At 67.8% G+C, this 16,615-nt stretch carries 8 protein-coding genes and 1 pseudogene; 3 read left to right on the top strand and 6 right to left on the bottom strand.

Annotation, left to right across the window (positions count from 1 at the left end; genetic code table 11):
- Window positions 1–282: 282 nt before the first annotated feature.
- The 4 genes and pseudogenes from C9I47_RS15410 to C9I47_RS15425 form a co-directional block, all read right to left on the bottom strand.
- Entirely contained in the window at window positions 283–3,468 is a 3,186-nt protein-coding gene (locus C9I47_RS15410) for an efflux RND transporter permease subunit (RefSeq protein WP_111267546.1), read from the bottom strand.
- A 49-nt stretch (window positions 3,469–3,517) separates the two neighbouring features.
- Window positions 3,518–6,739, bottom strand: coding sequence for an efflux RND transporter permease subunit (locus tag C9I47_RS15415; RefSeq protein ID WP_111267547.1), 3,222 nt, complete (start codon window positions 6,737–6,739; stop codon window positions 3,518–3,520).
- 54 nt (window positions 6,740–6,793) lie between these two features.
- Window positions 6,794–7,939: pseudogene (locus C9I47_RS15420) on the bottom strand (efflux RND transporter periplasmic adaptor subunit); the annotation flags it as partial.
- A gap of 192 nt (window positions 7,940–8,131) precedes the next feature.
- The gene (locus tag C9I47_RS15425; RefSeq protein WP_111267549.1) at window positions 8,132–8,899 is read right to left on the bottom strand and encodes a 4'-phosphopantetheinyl transferase family protein; all 768 of its coding nucleotides are present in this window, start codon (window positions 8,897–8,899) and stop codon (window positions 8,132–8,134) included.
- Window positions 8,900–9,206: 307 nt separating this feature from the next.
- Between C9I47_RS15425 and queD the strand changes: the two genes are divergently transcribed.
- Complete coding sequence (gene queD / locus C9I47_RS15430) at window positions 9,207–9,560, top strand: 6-carboxytetrahydropterin synthase QueD (RefSeq protein WP_111267550.1); 354 nt, start codon at window positions 9,207–9,209, stop codon at window positions 9,558–9,560.
- A gap of 73 nt (window positions 9,561–9,633) precedes the next feature.
- Window positions 9,634–10,086: a phasin family protein gene (locus C9I47_RS15435; RefSeq protein WP_317616523.1), complete on the top strand. Its 453-nt coding sequence runs from the start codon at window positions 9,634–9,636 to the stop codon at window positions 10,084–10,086.
- A 481-nt stretch (window positions 10,087–10,567) separates the two neighbouring features.
- Here C9I47_RS15435 and C9I47_RS15440 read toward each other — a convergent pair whose 3' ends face one another.
- Both C9I47_RS15440 and C9I47_RS15445 read right to left on the bottom strand, forming a co-directional pair.
- Window positions 10,568–13,717 carry a multidrug efflux RND transporter permease subunit gene (locus tag C9I47_RS15440; protein ID WP_111267551.1) on the bottom strand — a complete coding sequence of 1,050 codons (3,150 nt, stop codon included), beginning with the start codon at window positions 13,715–13,717 and terminating at the stop codon, window positions 10,568–10,570.
- Between the two features lie 9 nt (window positions 13,718–13,726).
- On the bottom strand, window positions 13,727–14,974 hold the full coding sequence (locus C9I47_RS15445; protein ID WP_111267552.1) for an efflux RND transporter periplasmic adaptor subunit: 1,248 nt from the start codon (window positions 14,972–14,974) through the stop codon (window positions 13,727–13,729).
- Between the two features lie 484 nt (window positions 14,975–15,458).
- Here C9I47_RS15445 and C9I47_RS15450 point away from each other — a divergent pair, with 484 nt between their 5' ends.
- The gene (locus tag C9I47_RS15450; RefSeq protein ID WP_223250179.1) at window positions 15,459–16,604 is read left to right on the top strand and encodes an efflux RND transporter periplasmic adaptor subunit; all 1,146 of its coding nucleotides are present in this window, start codon (window positions 15,459–15,461) and stop codon (window positions 16,602–16,604) included.
- Window positions 16,605–16,615 lie beyond the last annotated feature (11 nt).

The following is a 16,615-nucleotide window of genomic DNA, read 5'->3' on the forward strand; positions in this document are numbered from 1 at the left end:
ATCCCCCTGACCTCATTCCACGACCGGGCATCGCCTGGCGACACCTGCCTTGTGCATGCATCGAAGCACGACCCGATGAATGCTTTCAGAAAATTTGTGGCATTTCAAGATTGCATACAAACCGTCCACTACCGCCCGGAACAAGCCGGAACCGCTTTATCCCGGGCATAAATGCCTGTTCATCGGGAATGACCCTGAGCATTGGCAGGCGTCATCGCGAAACCTTGCCGATACGTTTCCGACACGCTCCGGAAATATGACGGAGAAGAACGTCGATACCGGTCAGCCGGGGCCTCCGTCGGGCGCCAATACACCCTGCGGGACTTTCGGCTTCTCGCGCTTCTTCCGCGTACGCATACGTATGCGTACGCGTTTGCGTCGAGCCCGATCGTGCAGCCACAAGTAGATGGCCGGCGTGCTCAACAGGGTCAGCAGCTGCGAGACAATCAGGCCTCCCAGTATCGCGATGCCCAACGGCTGGCGCATCTCCGAACCGATCCCGAAGCCTATCGCCAACGGAAGCGCCGCCCCCATCGCCGCGAGCGTTGTCATCGTGATCGGACGGAACCGCACCAGCGCGGCCTCGGTGATCGCCGCCACCGGATCGAGTCCGTGCTCGCGTTCGGCGACCAGGGCGAAGTCGACCATCATGATCGCGTTCTTCTTGACGATTCCGATGAGCATCAGCACCGCGATGACCGACATCAGGGTCAGCTGGGTCTGGGTGACCAGCATCGCCAGGAACGCCCCCATGCCCGCCGCGGGTAGCGTCGACAGAATCACCAGCGGATGGAACAGACTGTTGTAGAGCATGCCCAGCAACACGTACATCAGCACGATCACGGCGATCAGCATGATGGCCGCGCCCACCACCGCCTCCATGAGCTTCTGGTTGGCGCCGGCGTAGTCGTCCTGGACGCCCGGCGGAAGCGGCGTCCGCGAGATCAGCTCGTCGACCACCCGGATGCCCTCGATCTGGCTGACGCCGGCGGCCACGTTGTAGCTGATCGTCGAGGACTCCAGCTGGTTGTAGTGCATCACGCTGGTCGGCGTAATCGACGGTTCTATCGTCGCGATCGCCGACAGCGGAGTCATACGTCCTTCGCCGGTCCGCACATAAGTTTCCAGCAACTGCTCCGGCCCGGAAGCGCGCGCCTGCTCAGAGGTCAGCACCACCCGATACTGGTTGATGTCCGAATAGATCACCGACACCGGTCGCTGACCGAAGGCGTTGTACAGGGCATCGTCGACCTCGGCCATCGACAGGCCCATGCGAGCGGCCGCGCGCCGATCGACGACGACCGCCTGCTGCTTGCCGACTCCATCGAAGCTGGTATCGACGTCGCGCAGTTGCGGCATGGAACGCAGCCGCTCGGCAAGTTTCAACGTGGTGTCCTGCAGGCTTACGCCGGCCGAACTGGTCAACTGCAGTTGATACTGGCCGCCTCCGGATCGGGTATCGCCACCGCCGCCGAAGAACTGCACCGCGGTCATCACCACCTCGACGTCGGCCAGCGGCTCGTACTTCTCGTTGAGTCGGGCGATCACTTCGGCGACGCTGGCCCGTCTTTCCTTCACCGGGTACAGCTCGACGTAGAGACTCGCCGAACTGCCGGTGCCGGCATCGAAGCCGCCACCGCCGTTGAGGACCGTGGTCACGTCGCGCACGGCCGGATCGGCCTGCATGGTCGCGGCGACATCGCGCACGCTTTCCGAGAAGCGGTCCGGCGAGACGTTGGCGTCTCCGCGCACCATGGCCTGCATCATCCCCAGGTCCTCTTCCGGCATCACCCCGCCGCCCGCCGTCATCGCGACCGCCGCCGCCAGCACACCGGTCATGACAATCAGGCAGGCCGGTTGCCAGCGCATCAGCCGGCGATGACGCATCGCCCAGGCCAGCATGCGCCGATAGGCCTCCAGAACCGCGTCGTCGGCGCGCTTGAGCAGCTCGCGCGCACGCGCGGTCCGCGAGCCGGCATCCGACTCCGAGTCCAGGGTCAGATACCGTCCGCAAAGCGCCGGGGTCACCGTCAACGAAACCACGGCGCTGACGATGATCGCCGCCAGCAGGGTGACCGAGAACTCGCGAACCAGGGTCACGAATATATTGTTGCCGAACACCATTGGCGCGAATACCGCGACCAGCGACAGGGTGATCGACACGATGGTGAAGCCGATTTCCCGGGTGCCATTGAGTGATGCCTCCAGCGGCGGCTGGCCGAGCTCCATGTGCCGGACCACGTTCTCGATCACCACGATCGCATCATCGACCACAAACCCGATGGCCAGCACCAGCGCGATCAACGACAGCGTGTTGAGCGAGAAGTCCATGCACCACATGGCGATGAACGCACCGGCCAGCGATAGCGGCACACTGGCCATCGCGATCAGGGTCGGACCGATCCGACGCAGGAACAGCAGCATTACCAGCGCCACCATCAACACGCTCAGCAGCAGGGTGAACTCGACCTCGTGGAGGCCGCTCTTGGTGGTCTGGGTGAGGTCGAAGATCGGATGAATGGCGACATCGGCCGGCACGATCGCACGCAGGCCCGGCAACGCGGCGCGGATCGCCTCGACGGTCGCCACCGCGTTGGCGTCAGCTCGCTTGCTGATCTGCATCACCACGGTCCGCTCGCCGTTGTACCAGGCCCCCTGGAACTCGTCCTCCTGACCGTCATAGACACGGGCCACGTCGGACAACCGGACCGGCGCGCGGTCGCGTACCGCGATCACCAATCCGGCGAAGTCAGCGGCCCGCATCAGGGACGAGGTAGTGACCAGCATCAGGCGGCGTGGCCCCTGTTCGACCGCCCCCAGCGCCGAGGAGACATTGGCCGCGGCCAGTGCGTTCCTGACCTCGTTGGCGGTGATGCCCTTGGCGGCCAGGGCGCGGCTGTCCAGCTCGATCCGCACGGCGCGCGGCGACCCGCCGGACAACTGCACGGTCGCGACCCCCTCCACCCGCGCGACGACCGGCTTGGCCAGGCTGTCGGCAACCTCGTAGAGCTGATCTGAAGCCAGCGTCGAGGAGGTCAGCGTCACCAGCAGCACCGGGAGCTGCGCGGTGTCGAACTTGAAGTATTGCGGCGGCGCCGGCATGCCCGCCGGCAGATCGACCATCGAGGCATTGATCGCCGCCTGCACCTCGCGTGCCGCCGAGTCGGCATCGACCCCGAACTCGAACAGGATCTGCACCTGGGCGGAATTCTCGCCGGCGATGCCGACCATCTGCTTGACCCCGGGGATCCGGCCCAGGTGGCGCTCCAACGGCGTCATCACCGTATTGGCCATGGTCTCGGCGCTGGCGCCGGGCATCTGTGCGGCCACCGCCACCGCCGGCAGATCCAGCGAAGGCAACGCGGCGACGCCGAGCACGAAGTACGACCACAGGCCGGCCAGCACCAGTCCGACGCCCATCAGCGAGGCGCCGATCGGACGGCGGATGATCGGGGCGAAGATGTTCATGCCTCGCGCGCGGCCGTCCTGGCGCGCACCCAACGGCATGCGGACGCGCTCATGCCTGCGCCACCGGCACGCCCACGCGCTGCTGGCGGCGTTGCCTCAACCAGGCCTGATAGCGCTCCATGTACAGATAGATCACCGGCGTGGTGTACAGGGTCACCAGCTGCGACAGCAGCAGACCGCCGACGATCGACAGCCCCAGTGGACGGCGCAGCTCGGAGCCGATGCCGGTGCCCAGCGCCAGCGGCAACGCGCCAAGCAGCGCCGCCAGCGTGGTCATCATGATCGGACGGAATCGCAACAGGCAGGCGCGACGGATCGCTTCGTGCGCGCTGGCGCCAGCGCGCTGCGCCTCGATCGCGAAGTCGACCATCATGATGCCGTTCTTCTTTACGATGCCGATCAGCAGGACGATGCCGACGATGCCATCGACCGACAGGCTCAGGCCGCAGGCCATCAGCGCCAGCAATGCGCCCACGCCGGCCGGCGGCAGCGTCGAGATGATCGTGATCGGATGGATATAGCTCTCGTAGAGCACGCCCAGCACGATATAGATCACCACCAGCGAAGCCAGCAGCAGCCAGACCACGTCGGTCTGGCTGTGGGTGAACTCCGCCGCCTTGCCGACGAATTGCCCATGCACCTGCATGGGCATCTCCAGCCGTTCGCGCACCTGCTCGACCGCGGCGACCGCGTCCGAGAGCGAATGCCCCGGGGCGACGTTGAACAGGATCATCGCCGCCGGCAACTGCTGCTGGTGACTGACCACCAGCGGCGTATTGGTCACCCGCGCCTCGGCCAGCGACGACAACGGAATGATGCCGCCCGCCCCCACCGCGATACCGGTGTCGCGGTTGCCGATTCCGGTGGCGGTGGACGAATTGCTGGAGGCCAGCTGGCCGAACGCGGTCGCATTGCTGCCGACCAGGGCGCCCTGACCGTTGGAGGCGACCGCCAGCTGCTGCAACAGGGCCTCGCGGGTGCGGAACTCGGGCGCCACCTCCAGGACCACGCGGTACTGGTTGATCTCGGTGAATATCGTCGATATCTGGCGTTGACCGAATGCATCGTAGAGGGTGTCGTTGATGGTCTGCATCGGCACACCGAGCAGACTGGCCTTGTCGCGGTCCACGGTCAGCTCCAGCGCGCGCCCCTGGCTGGAGAGGTTGTTGTCGACATCGGCCAGCTCCGGGCGCGCGCGCAGCGCCTCGGTCATGCGCTCGGCCTGGACCGCGACTTCGGCCGCGTCGACCCCCGACAGCGAGTACTGGTACTCGGTCGCGGCGACGCGGGTATCCAGGGTGACGTCCTGCACCGGCTTCAGGTACAGCGCGACGCCGGGAATGCCGGCGGTCGCCTGACGCAGACGCGGCAGAATCACGTCCAGACTCTCGCGATCGCCGCGTTCCTTGAGCACGATCGACAGCTGGCCCTGGTTCAGGGTCGGGTTCATGCTGCCGGCGCCGATGAAGGCGGCAACCCCGGTCACCGCCGGGTCGCCGCGCAGCGCCTCGGCCACCGCCAGGGTGCGCTCGCGCATCTGCGGAAAGGCGATGCTCTGGTCGGCCTGGACCACACCGGCGATCAGCCCGGTGTCCTGCTCCGGCAGCAGCCCCTTGGGTATCGCCACGTACAGCAGGACCGTCAGCGCGACCGCCGCGGCCGCCACCGACAAGGTCAGTCTCTGCCGCTCAAGCACCCAGTCGAGGCTGCGCTCATAGGCCGCGACAGTGCGCGCCCAGACGCTGCGGCGGCCATCGGCACCGACCCGCTCGTGCGCGTCCTCGCTCTCCGGCAACGCATCGGGCTTGAGCAGATACGCGCACATCATCGGCGTGAGCGTCAGCGACACCAGCATCGACAGCACCACCGCAGTACTCAGCACCCAGGCGAACTCGTGGAACAGGCGCCCGGTCACACCTGGCATCAGCAGCAACGGCAGGAACACCGCAACCAGCGACACGGTCAACGACAGCACGGTGAAACCGATCTGGCGCGCGCCGATCTCGGCCGCCTCCGGACCACTCTTGCCCTGCTCGATGTAGCGGACGATGTTCTCGATCATCACGATCGCGTCGTCGACGACGAAGCCCGTCGCGACCACCAGCGCCATCAGCGACAGATTGTCCAGCGACATGCCGGCGGAGGCCATCACCGCGAAGGTGCCGGCCAGCGACAGCGGCACCGCGACCGAGGGAATCACGGTCGCCCACAACCTGCGCAGGAACACGAAGATCACCGCAACCACCAGGCCGATGGTCAGCAACAGGGTGAACTGGACCTCGTGCACCGATGCGCGGATGGTTTCGGTGCGGTCGGAGAAGATCTCCAGTTGCACGTCGGCCGGCAACACACTGCGCAACTGCGGCAACAGGTCGCGGATGCGCTCGACGGTCTGCACGATATTGGCGCCGGGCTGGCGTCGCACTTCCAGCAGCACCGCGTCCTTGCCGTCGGCCCAGGCGGCAAGCTGGTCGTTCTCGATGCCGTCGACGACGTCGGCGACGTCGGCCAGCCGTACCGGCGCACCGTTGTCGTAGGCAATGATGGTCTCGCGGTAGGCAGCGGCATCGACCAACTGGTCGTTGGTGCCGATGCTGTAGGACTGGGTGGCGCCGTTGAGCGAGCCCTTGGGCGCGTTGACGTTGGCCCGGGTCAACGCGGCGCGCAGATCCTCCAGGGTCATGCCCATGTTCGACAGCTGGGCCGGATTGACCTGTATCCGGACCGCCGGCCGCACGTTGCCGGCGATCGACACCAGGCCCACGCCCTGCACCTGCGACAGCCGTTGGGCCAGGATCGAGTCGGCGAAGTTGTTGACCTCGCGCAGCGGCCGGGTGTCCGAACTGAGCTTGAGGGTGACGATCGCCGCGTCGGCTGGATTGACCCGGTTGTAGACCGGCTGGTACGGCAGCGAGGACGGCAGGGTCGCCTGGCGGATCGCCGCCTGCACGTCCTGCGCGGCGACATCGATATCGCGATCCATCGAGAATTGCAGGGTGATGCTCGACAGCCCGGCCGAAGAGTCCGAGGTCATCAGCTCCAATCCGGAAATCTGCCCGAACTGGCGCTCCAGCGGCGTGGTCACCAGTGCGGCCATCGTGGTCGCGTTGGCACCGGGATACTGCGTGGTCACCACCAGGCTGGGCGCGTCTATTTCCGGCAACGCCGCGACCGGCAGCTGGCGATAGCCCAGAAAACCCAGCAGCAGCACGCCCGCCATCAACAAGGCGGTGGCGACCGGACGGCGAATGAAGATCGTCGAGAAGCTCATGGGCAAATCCTTTGCGGGAGCGTCAGTGGCGGTCGCACCGGATCAGGGCGCTGCCGGCTCCGTCGCGGTGGTGGGCGCCACCGCGGTGACCTTGCTGCCGGCCTTGAGCCGGAACTGACCTTCGACCACCACCCGCTCGCCCGCCTTCAGGCCCTCGGCAATCTGGATCCGGCTGTCGTCGACCTCGATGCCTGTGCGCACCGGGCGTATCGCCACCGTATCGTCGGGCTGCATCACATAGACGTACTCGTTGTCGGTGCCACGCATCACCGACTGGATCGGCACCACCACACCGCGATCGATGGTACGCAGGCGCAGGCGCACGTTGACGAACTGGCCCGGCCACAACGCGTCGTCCTGGTTCTCGAACACCGCACGTGCGCGGAAGGTGCCGCTGTCGGCGCTGATCTGGTTGTCGACGACTTCCAGTCGTCCATCGACGGTCAATGCATGGGAGTCGTTGCGATCCAGCGCAGCCACCGGCACCGCACCGGCTCGCTGCGCCTCGCGCACGTCCTGCAACTGGCGCTCGGGCAGATTGAACAGCACATGCACGGGGCGGACCTGGGTCAGGGTCACCAGAGCAGTGCCCTCGCCGACCACGTTTCCGACATCGACATTGCGGATTCCGGCGATGCCGGAGATCGGCGCGGTGATCCGGGTGTACTGCAATTGAACCTCGGCGGCGCGCATCGCCGCCTCGTTGGCGGCCACTGCCCCCTCGTACTGTGAGATCTGGTTGCGCTGCACGTCCAGATCGGACCTGGACACGTACTGGCTGTACTCGGGAGTACTGGAGCGCCTGAAGTTCGCGCGCGCGGTCGCCAACAGCGCCTGGTTCTGGCGCCGGGCCGCGGCGGCTTCGTCGTAGCGGGCCTGCGCCGAACGCGGGTCGATCCGCGCCAGCAGGTCACCCTTCGCGACTTCCTGGCCTTCGCGGAAGTCGATGCTCAGCAGGCGTCCACCGACCTGCGCACTGACCACCACCGTATTGAGCGCACTGACCGTGCCGAGCGCGGTCAGGTTGACCGGTACCGAGCGGCTCTCCGCCTCGATCACGGTAACCGGCACCGGCGTGTCGCCTTCGTCCGCCGCCTCGGTCGCGGCCTCACCCTGTCCCCGTCCTGCCGCCGCCAGCGTGACCGCTACCACCGCCACGACTCCCCCCAACAACAGCAACACCTTGGCCGACCTTCGCATCCTGCGACTCCTTAACCCTCAGATAAAAATCAGGCGAACCCCATCAATCGAAACTCAATCGGAACAAGTAACCCAAACCGGAACGGACCGTCACAGACTATCGGCCGCAGCCGGGCATAGTAACCATGTCGGAAGACAGGGTGAATGCCTGGCTATCGCCTCCTTGCATGCGCCGGCGAATGGTGCGCGACCTCAATCCGGAGGGAGGGCGCCGTCCCGCGACGCGCCCAAGACCGCGGTTGACACATACGTGTCCCGCAGCAGAAACCGGACCCGGACGACGGTGCCCTGCGGCCACGCCGGGCTCCAACGCTCGCTCAGCTGCAGCGTCAGCTCGCCGTCGGCAACGGCGACCGCCCGCGCCGCCGAGAACTCCATGAAACGCCCCACCTGCGGGTACAGGGCCTTGAACAGCGCTTCCTTGGCCGAGAACAGCAGGGTCAGCGCGCGCTCCGGAGGCAGCATCGACAGCAGCGACAGCTCGCCCGGCGTGGCGATCATCTCCCGGATCTGCAGGGCCTGGTCCGGCGCGACCCAACGTTCCACATCCAGCCCCAGCACCCGCCCCGCCGTGCTGGCGACGACCGCCGCCGCGGCGATCCCGTCGGCATGGCTGATCGAGCCGGTCCACCCCGGCGGCCACACCGGCAGGCGATCGTCGCCGCGCGGCAGCCATTGCCCGTTGCCGCCACCGGCGGCGGCCAGCGCGCGCTCGGCGCAGTAACGGCCGGCCAGGAACTCGGCGATCCGCTTGCCGCTGACCCGCCGCATGTCGCCCGGCAGACGCTCCAGGAACGGTGCGAACGGGGCCTCGCCGTCGAAACCGACCGCGTGCCAGGACACCGCCGCACCGTCGCCCGCCAACAGCGGCTCCAGTTCGGTCGCCGGAAGGTCGCGGTAACGCCGTGGCGACGCCCCCCCGGCGCGCGGCCCCGATCCAGCATCGAGCGGTATGGTCATTTCCAGCGGTCCCGGATCTCCGTGTGCATGCGCCCGCGTGCCCTGGCGGACACCGGCTTGCGCGCCATCCGCGCACCGCGCAGACCCGCGCCTGTCGCGCCGCCCGCCTGGACACGCTATCGCCACTTTCTCATAATGCGGTCAGTGGTTGGAGCCCGTTTCCTGCCGCCGAACGCCGCCGCGGTCGCACCACGACGCGGCGAAAGCATCCCGGCCCGCGCTCCCGCGGGCCCTGTCGTTTCTGGGCCGGCGCCCGTCGCGTCCTCACCTGCGCAGCGCACGCCCGGCCAGCCCGAGGTTCCGCTGCATGGACATCTTCAAGGTCTTCACCATCGAGGCCGCCCACCGGCTGCCGAACGTCCCGGACGGGCACAAGTGCGCGCGCCTGCATGGGCATTCGTTCCGGATCGAGATCCACCTGTCCGGCGAACTCGATCCGCGGGCCGGCTGGGTGATGGACTTCGCCGACGTGAAGACCGCCTTCAAGCCGCTCTACGAGCGTCTCGACCACCACTATCTGAACGATATCGAGGGCCTGGAGAACCCGACCAGCGAACGGCTCGCGGTCTGGATCTGGGAGAGGCTGAAGCCGGAACTGCCATTGCTGAGCGAAGTGGTGGTGCACGAGACCTGCACCTCGGGCTGCCGCTACCGCGGCTGAGCGTCCCGGCTCCCGGCTGAACCGTAACTTTTCGGTCATCCGCGTATTGTTGCGTTGCAACAAGTGGCGCGATATGCTGCACCGCACAAACCGGCATTCCGTCGGCGAACCCGTGCAGGAGATCGACATGTACCCGCAGTTCAACGAGCAGATCGTCGCCGCGACGCGCCAGTTCGCGGACACCGCCGCCCAGGCCAACCGCCTGGCCCTGGAAAACGTCGAAGCGCTGTTCGGCATGCAGCTGGCCGCGCTCGAGGAGCGCGCCACCGCGACCTTCGCGTTCTTCGAGGAGGCCACCGAGGCCCGTGACTTCGACAGCCTCAAGGGCCTGTGGCCGAAGGGCGTGCAGGTCGCGCGCGAGAACGTCGAGCGCGCCGTGACCACCGGCCAGGAAGCGATCGGCCGCACCCTGAAGGCCAACGAGGCGATCGCCGAGCTGGCCAAGGGCCAGTTCGAGTCGGCCGCCAAGACCGCCCAGGCCAACGTCGAGAAGGCCACCAAGGCCGCGACCAAGGCCGCCAAGTAAGCACGCTCCGCACGGACCGGGACCCTCTCTCCCTCCGGTCCAGGCTGGACGAAACCGGCAGCTTCGGCTGCCGGTTTTTTTGTGCCCGCGCGATCCCGCCACGTTGCGATCCCCGGGCTGCGCCCGGGAATCCCCAAAGTTTGCCGCGCAAACCTCGGGCCCCGCCGTTGCGCTTCCACACCCCCATTCGTGCCTGCGGCACGAATCGCCCCCTGACTCAGGGGGGAACGATATCCGGCCGCGCCCGGATATCTCCCAAGGTTTGCTGTGCAAACCTCGGGCCCCGCCGGTGCGCTTCCAGACTCCCATTCGCATCTGCGATGCGAACCGCCCCCTCATTCAGGGGCTGGGTCAGTGCCGTATCGCATCTCGTAGGAGCGGCGTGAGCCGCGATTGAACACGGGAGGGGCCGGCGCGGGCGCGCAAACGACGAACCCGCCACGTGGGCGGGTTCGTCGTCTTGCTCCCGGTACGGGCCGGATCAGTCGTGGCTCAGATCCGGTTTTTCGTCAAGCTTGTCGCCAAGCACGCGCCGGACCACGACGTAGAAGATCGGGATGAACAACACGCCCAGGAAGGTCGCGAAGACCATGCCGCCGATCACGCCGGTACCGATCGCGTGGCGGGCGTTGGCGCCCGCGCCGCTGGACAGCACCAACGGCACCACGCCGAGGATGAACGCGAACGAGGTCATCAGGATCGGCCGGAAGCGCAGCTTGCAGGCCTCGATCGTCGCCTCGCGCAGGGTCTTGCCCTCCAGCCGCTGCTCGATCGCGAACTCGATGATCAGGATCGCGTTCTTCGCCGCCAGGCCGATCACCGTGATCAGGCCGATCTTGAAGTAGATGTCGTTGGTCAGGTCGCTGGGGTGGAGCATGGTGAACACCACCGCGCCGAGCACGCCCAGCGGCACCACCAGCAGGACCGCCACCGGCACCGACCAGCTCTCGTACAGCGCGGCCAGGCACAGGAACACCACCAGGATCGACAGCGCCATCAGCATCGGGCCCTGCTGGCCGGAGATGATTTCCTGATAGGACTGGCCGGTCCAGTCGTAGCCGAAGCCGTCCGGCAGCTCGGTGTCGACGATGCGTTCCATCGCGGTCATCGCCTCGCCCGAACTGTGGCCCGGCGCCTGCGAACCGACGATCTCGACCGCGGCGTAGCCGTTGTAGCGGTTCAGCGACGGCGAGGCCATCACCCAGTGGCTCTTGACCACGTTGGCCAGCGGCACCATCGCGCCGGTGGTCGCGTCGACGCCGCCGGAGGGATCGAACAGCGGGCTGGGCGTATAGAAGCGCGCCAGCGACTCAGGCCCGGTGCGGAACTGCGCATCGGCCTGCATGGTCACCCGCTTGATCCGGCCCTGGTCGCTGAAGTCGTTGACGTACACCGGCGCCAGCATCAGCTGGATCGCGTTGTAGATGTCGTTCACCGACAGCCCCATCGCCTGCGCCTGCACGCGGTCGACATCGAGCTTCAGCTGCGGCGCCGGCTCCAGCGTATTGGGCCGGACCGCGGTCAGCGCCGGGTCCTCGCCGGCCTTGCCCAGCAGGGTGTTGCGCGCCTGCGCGAGCGCGTCGCGGCCGTTGCCGCCACGGTCCTGCAGGTACATGTCGAAACCGCCGAACGCGCCCAGGCCGCTCACCGTCGGCAGGTTGATCACGAAGATCTGCGCGTCGCGGATGCCGTACAGTGCGCGGTTCGCGTTGGAGATGAATTCCATCGCGGTGAGGTCGCGCTCGTCCCAGGGCTTGAGGCGGATGAAGGCGATGCCGACGTTCTCGCCCTGGCCGACGAAGCTGAAGCCGGCGACCTGCATCATGCCGTCGTAGCCTTCCTGCTGCTCCAGCGTCTCGCGGACCTGGGTGAGCACGTCCTTGGTGCGCTCCAGGGTCGCGCCCGGCGGCAACTGGACCAGGCCGATCGCATAGCCCTGGTCCTCCTCGGGCAGGAAGCTGCCGGGCATGCGGGTGAACAGGAAGCCGCACAGCACCGCCAGCAGGGCGAACACCATCATCCAGCGCGGCGCATGGCGGATCGCGCCGGTGATGTGGCCGACGTAGGTGTTGGCGACCTTGCCATAGCCCCAGTCGAAGGCACGGAAGACGATGTTCTTCTCCGCGTGGTGGGTCGGCTTGAGCATGGTCGCGCACAGCGCCGGGGTGAAGGTCAGCGCGAGGAACGCCGAGAACGCCATCGAGGTGGCGATGGTCAGCGCGAACTGCTTGTAGATCTCGCCGGCCGAGCCGCCCTGGAACGCGGACGGGATGAACACCGCCGCCAGCACCACGGTGATCGCGACCACCGCGCCGCTGATCTGGCCCATCGCCTTGACCGTGGCGTCCTTCGGCGACAGCCCCTCCTCGGTCATCAGGCGCTCGACGTTCTCGATCACCACGATCGCGTCGTCGACCACGATGCCGATCGCCAGCACCATGCCGAACAGGGTCAGCTGGTTGATGGTGAAGCCGATCACGTACATGCCCAGGAAGGTGCCCAGCAGCGCGATCGGGATGACCAGGGTCGGGATGATCGTCGCGCGGAAGTTCTGCAGGAAGATCAGCATCACCAGGAACACCAGCACGATCGCCTCGAGCAGGGTGTGCACGACCTCCTCGATCGACACCTCGACGAAGGTCGAGCTGTCGTAGGGCACGAACCAGCTGACCCCCGGCGGGAAGGTCGCCTCCAGCTCGGCCATCCGCGCCTTGACCGCCTCGGCCACGCCCAGGGCGTTCGCGCCCGGGCTCAGCTGGACCGCGAAGGCGCCGGTCGGGGCGCCGTTCCACTGGCTGTCGAAGCCGTAGGACTGCGCGCCCAGCTCGATCCGGGCGACGTCGGCCAGGCGCACCGTGGTGCCGTCCTCGTTCGCGCGCAGCAGGATGTTGCCGAACTGCTCGGGGGTGCTGAAGCGGCCCTCGGCCGAGACCGTTGCGGTGAAGCCCTGGCCCGGCGGCGACGGTTCGGAGCCGATCGAGCCGGCCGCGAACTGCACGTTCTGGCCGCGCACCGCGGCCAGCACCTGGCTGGCCGACAGTCCGAAGCCGCGCAGCTTGTCGGCGTCGAGCCAGATGTTCATCGCATACGAGCTGCCGAACTGCTGGGTGCTGCCGACGCCGGGCACGCGCGAGATCTGGTCGATCACCCGCGAGCCGACCAGGTCGTTGAGCGCATTGCGGTCGACGCCCGGATTGTCCGAGCGCACCGCGACCACCATCAGGAAGCCGGAGTTGGCCTTGGCCACCACCACGCCCTGCTGGGTCACCTCCGAGGGCAGTCGCGGGGTCGCCAGCGACACCTTGTTCTGCACCTGCACCTGGGCGATGTCGGGATCGGTGCCCGGCTTGAAGGTCAGCGTGATCGAGCTGCCGCCGGAAGCGCTGGAGGAGGAGCTGAAGTAGTCGAGGTTGTCGATGCCGGTGAGCTGCTGCTCGATCACCTGGGTGACCGCGGCCTCGGCGGTCTCCGCGCTCGCGCCCGGATAGCCGGCCGAGACGATCACCTGCGGCGGCGCGATGTTCGGGTAGGACTCGACGCCGAGGTTGAAGATCGCCAGCACGCCGGCCAGCGAAATCAGGATCGCGACGACCCAGGAAAAGACCGGGTGGTTGATGAAGAATCTGGACATGGTGGCGGATCAGCCTTCGCTGGAGGCGTCGTCGGCCGCGTCCGCCGGAGCGGGAGCGGCCGGCTCGGCGGCATCTTCGGCATCCGGCCCGGTCCCGGCAGGCGCCGCCGCCGGCGCGGATGCGGGAGCCCCGGCCTCGCTCGGCGGCTGCCACGGCGTCGCCTTGGCCGGCTGGCCCGGCTGCGCACGCTGGATCCCGGACACGACCACCCGGTCGCCAGCGTCCAGACCGCCGCCGATCACCCAGTCGCGGCCCATCGTGCGGCTGGCGACGACGTCCTTGCGCACCACCGTGTCGTCGGCGCCGACCACCAGCACATAGGCGCCCTGGGCGTCGCGCTGCAGCGCCGCCTGCGGCACCCGCACCGCGCCCGACTGCATGCCCATGGTCGCCTTCAGGGTCACGTAGGTGCCCGGCAGCAGGCTCCGGCCCGGGTTGGGCAGGCGGGCGCGCAGCGCGACCGCGCCGGTGGCCGGGTCGACCACGTCGCCGGAAAAGTCGATCACGCCGGTGTGGGCGTAGGCGCTGCCGTCGGGCAGGAACACCTGCACGTGGGCCTCGCCGGCACTGTGGTCGACCATCGCCCGGCGCACCTGGTCGAGCTCGGACACGCTCAGCGAGAAGTTCACGTACAGCGGGTCGATCTGGTCGACCGTGGTCAGCAGGGTCGCGTTGCCCTGGCCGACCAGGGCGCCCTCGGTGACCTGCTGCTTGCCGGCACGGCCGTCGATCGGCGCGCGCACGGTGGCATAGCCCAGGTTGATGCGGGCGTTCTGCAACGCCGCCTCGGCCTGCTTGACCGAAGCGCTGGCGCTGCGCTCGGCGGCCAGCGCGTTGTCGAGATCGGCCTGGGACACGAACTTCTGCGGCGCCAGGGTGCGCGCGCGGTCGGCGGCGACCTTGGCATTGGCGTAGTTGGCCTGGGCCGCGGCCAGCGAGGCCTGGGCCTGACCGACGGCCGCCTGCAACTGGGCCGGGTCGATCTGGAACAGCACCTGGCCTTCCTTCACGTCGGTGCCTTCCTCGTAGACGCGCTGCTGCAGCACGCCGGGCACCCGGGCGCGCACGTCGGCGCTGCGGAACGGCGCCAGTCGTCCGACCAGGTCCTTCTCCAGCGGCACGTTGCCGGGCTGCACGGCGATCACGCCGAGCTCGGGAGGCGGCGGACCGCCGGCGGCCTGCTCGTCGCCACCACAGGCCGACACGACAAGGGCCAACACGGCGGCCAATGCCACCGGACGCAGGTTCATGACCATGGACACTCCGAATTCCGTCATCGAGAGCAGCAACTGCTCGGGGATAGGATTTGTAATTCTTGAACTGACCAGTTTAGCATTGGCCCCGCGCCCCCGGACCGCCGCAAGGCCAACGGGCGATGAACATTGGTATACGGCCACGCTGGGCAAAACGGTCGACCCCATCGGGCGAGCCTACGTCCGGCACTGTCCACGTACCGTCACGGCCGGCATCGACGGCGACCGCCCCGCCAGGGCGGCCGACGGCCATCATCAGGGGCTCCCACAGGGCATCGGATGGGCATCGCGTGCCGGCGTCGCGCCACCGCCGGAAGACAACTGCCACAATTCCGGACCGGCAGGTTCAATAAACTAATGGGAGTGGTTCCCATTCCATCGGACCGGGACCATGCCCTCCTCCTCCCCCCGCCGTTACCCGGCGTCAACGCCCGAGGCTCACATGTCGAAATCCGCAGGCAAGCGCCCCCCCTCCACGAGCAAGCGCATGATCCTGATGCTGATCGGCGCGATCGTCGTGTTCGGTGGCGTCTTCGCGGTCAAGGGATTCTTTGCCGCGCAGACCAACAAGTTCTTCGACAACATGCCGCAGCCGCCGGTCGCGATCAGCTCGCAGGTCGCGCGAACCGAGCAGTGGAACGACTCCGGCGAGGCGGTGGGCACCTTCGTCGCGGTCAACGGCACCGACGTCACCACCGAGTCCGGCGGCGTGGTCCGCGCGATCGAGTTCACCGCCGGCCAGCCGGTCGCCTCCGGCGCGGTGCTGGTGCGGCTGAACACCGCCAACGAGGAGGCGACCCTGAAGTCGCTGGAAGCCTCCGCCCGCCTGGCCGCCGCCCAGCGCGACCGCTGGCAGCAGCTGTCCCGCGACCAACTGGTCTCCAAGGACGAGGCCCAGCAGCGCGCCACCGCCGCCGCCACCGCGCAGGCGCAGGTCGACGCGCAGCGCGCGCTGATCGCGCAGAAGACCATCCGCGCGCCGTTCTCCGGCGAGCTGGGCATCCGCAAGGTCAACCTCGGCCAGTACGTCTCCCCCGGCACCGCGATCGTCAGCCTGCAGCAGCTTGATCCGATCTACCTCGACTTCACCCTGCCCGAGCAGCAGATGGGCAAGGTCGCCGAGGGCGGCACGGTGCAGGCCTCGGTGGACGCCCTGCCGGGGCAGACCTTCGAGGGCCGGATCACCGCGATCGAGCCGCAGATCGACCCCAGCACCCGCAACTTCAAGGTGCAGGCGACCTTCGACAACCCCGACCGCAGCCTGCGTCCGGGCAGCTTCGCCAAGGTCGGCTTCGCGACCGGAGCCCAGCACGACGTGGTGGTCATCCCGCAGACGGCGGTCAGCTTCAATCCCTACGGCAATGCGGTGTTCGTGATCGGCAAGACCCCGCGCGCCGAGGGCGAAACCGACATGCAGGGCAATCCGCTGACCGGCGACAAGCTGACCGTGAGCCAGCGCTTCATCACCACCGGCGCGACCCGCGGCGACCTGATCGCGGTCACCGACGGCCTCGAGCCGGGCGAGGAGGTCGCGACCAGCGGACTGTTGAAGCTGCGCAACGATGCCGAAGTCACGATCAACAACAAGGTGAAGCCGGCCGCCGACGAGCAGCCGGCTCCCGAGAACCGCTGACGTACCCGCCG

Origin of the sequence: Marilutibacter maris, from assembly GCF_003233695.1 — a bacterium.
GTDB lineage: Bacteria > Pseudomonadota > Gammaproteobacteria > Xanthomonadales > Xanthomonadaceae > Marilutibacter > Marilutibacter maris.

What these genes read in the sequence shown, in the direction of transcription:
- C9I47_RS15450 (WP_223250179.1), top strand. Translation starts at nt 15,459, where the DNA reads ATGATCCTGATGCTGATCGGCGCGATCGTCGTGTTCGGTGGCGTCTTC.
- C9I47_RS15435 (WP_317616523.1), top strand. Translation starts at nt 9,634, where the DNA reads ATGCTGCACCGCACAAACCGGCATTCCGTCGGCGAACCCGTGCAGGAG.
- queD (WP_111267550.1), top strand. Translation starts at nt 9,207, where the DNA reads ATGGACATCTTCAAGGTCTTCACCATCGAGGCCGCCCACCGGCTGCCG.
- C9I47_RS15425 (WP_111267549.1), bottom strand. Translation starts at nt 8,899, where the DNA reads ATGACCATACCGCTCGATGCTGGATCGGGGCCGCGCGCCGGGGGGGCG.
- C9I47_RS15410 (WP_111267546.1), bottom strand. Translation starts at nt 3,468, where the DNA reads ATGAACATCTTCGCCCCGATCATCCGCCGTCCGATCGGCGCCTCGCTG.
- C9I47_RS15445 (WP_111267552.1), bottom strand. Translation starts at nt 14,974, where the DNA reads ATGGTCATGAACCTGCGTCCGGTGGCATTGGCCGCCGTGTTGGCCCTT.
- C9I47_RS15415 (WP_111267547.1), bottom strand. Translation starts at nt 6,739, where the DNA reads ATGAGCTTCTCGACGATCTTCATTCGCCGTCCGGTCGCCACCGCCTTG.
- C9I47_RS15440 (WP_111267551.1), bottom strand. Translation starts at nt 13,717, where the DNA reads ATGTCCAGATTCTTCATCAACCACCCGGTCTTTTCCTGGGTCGTCGCG.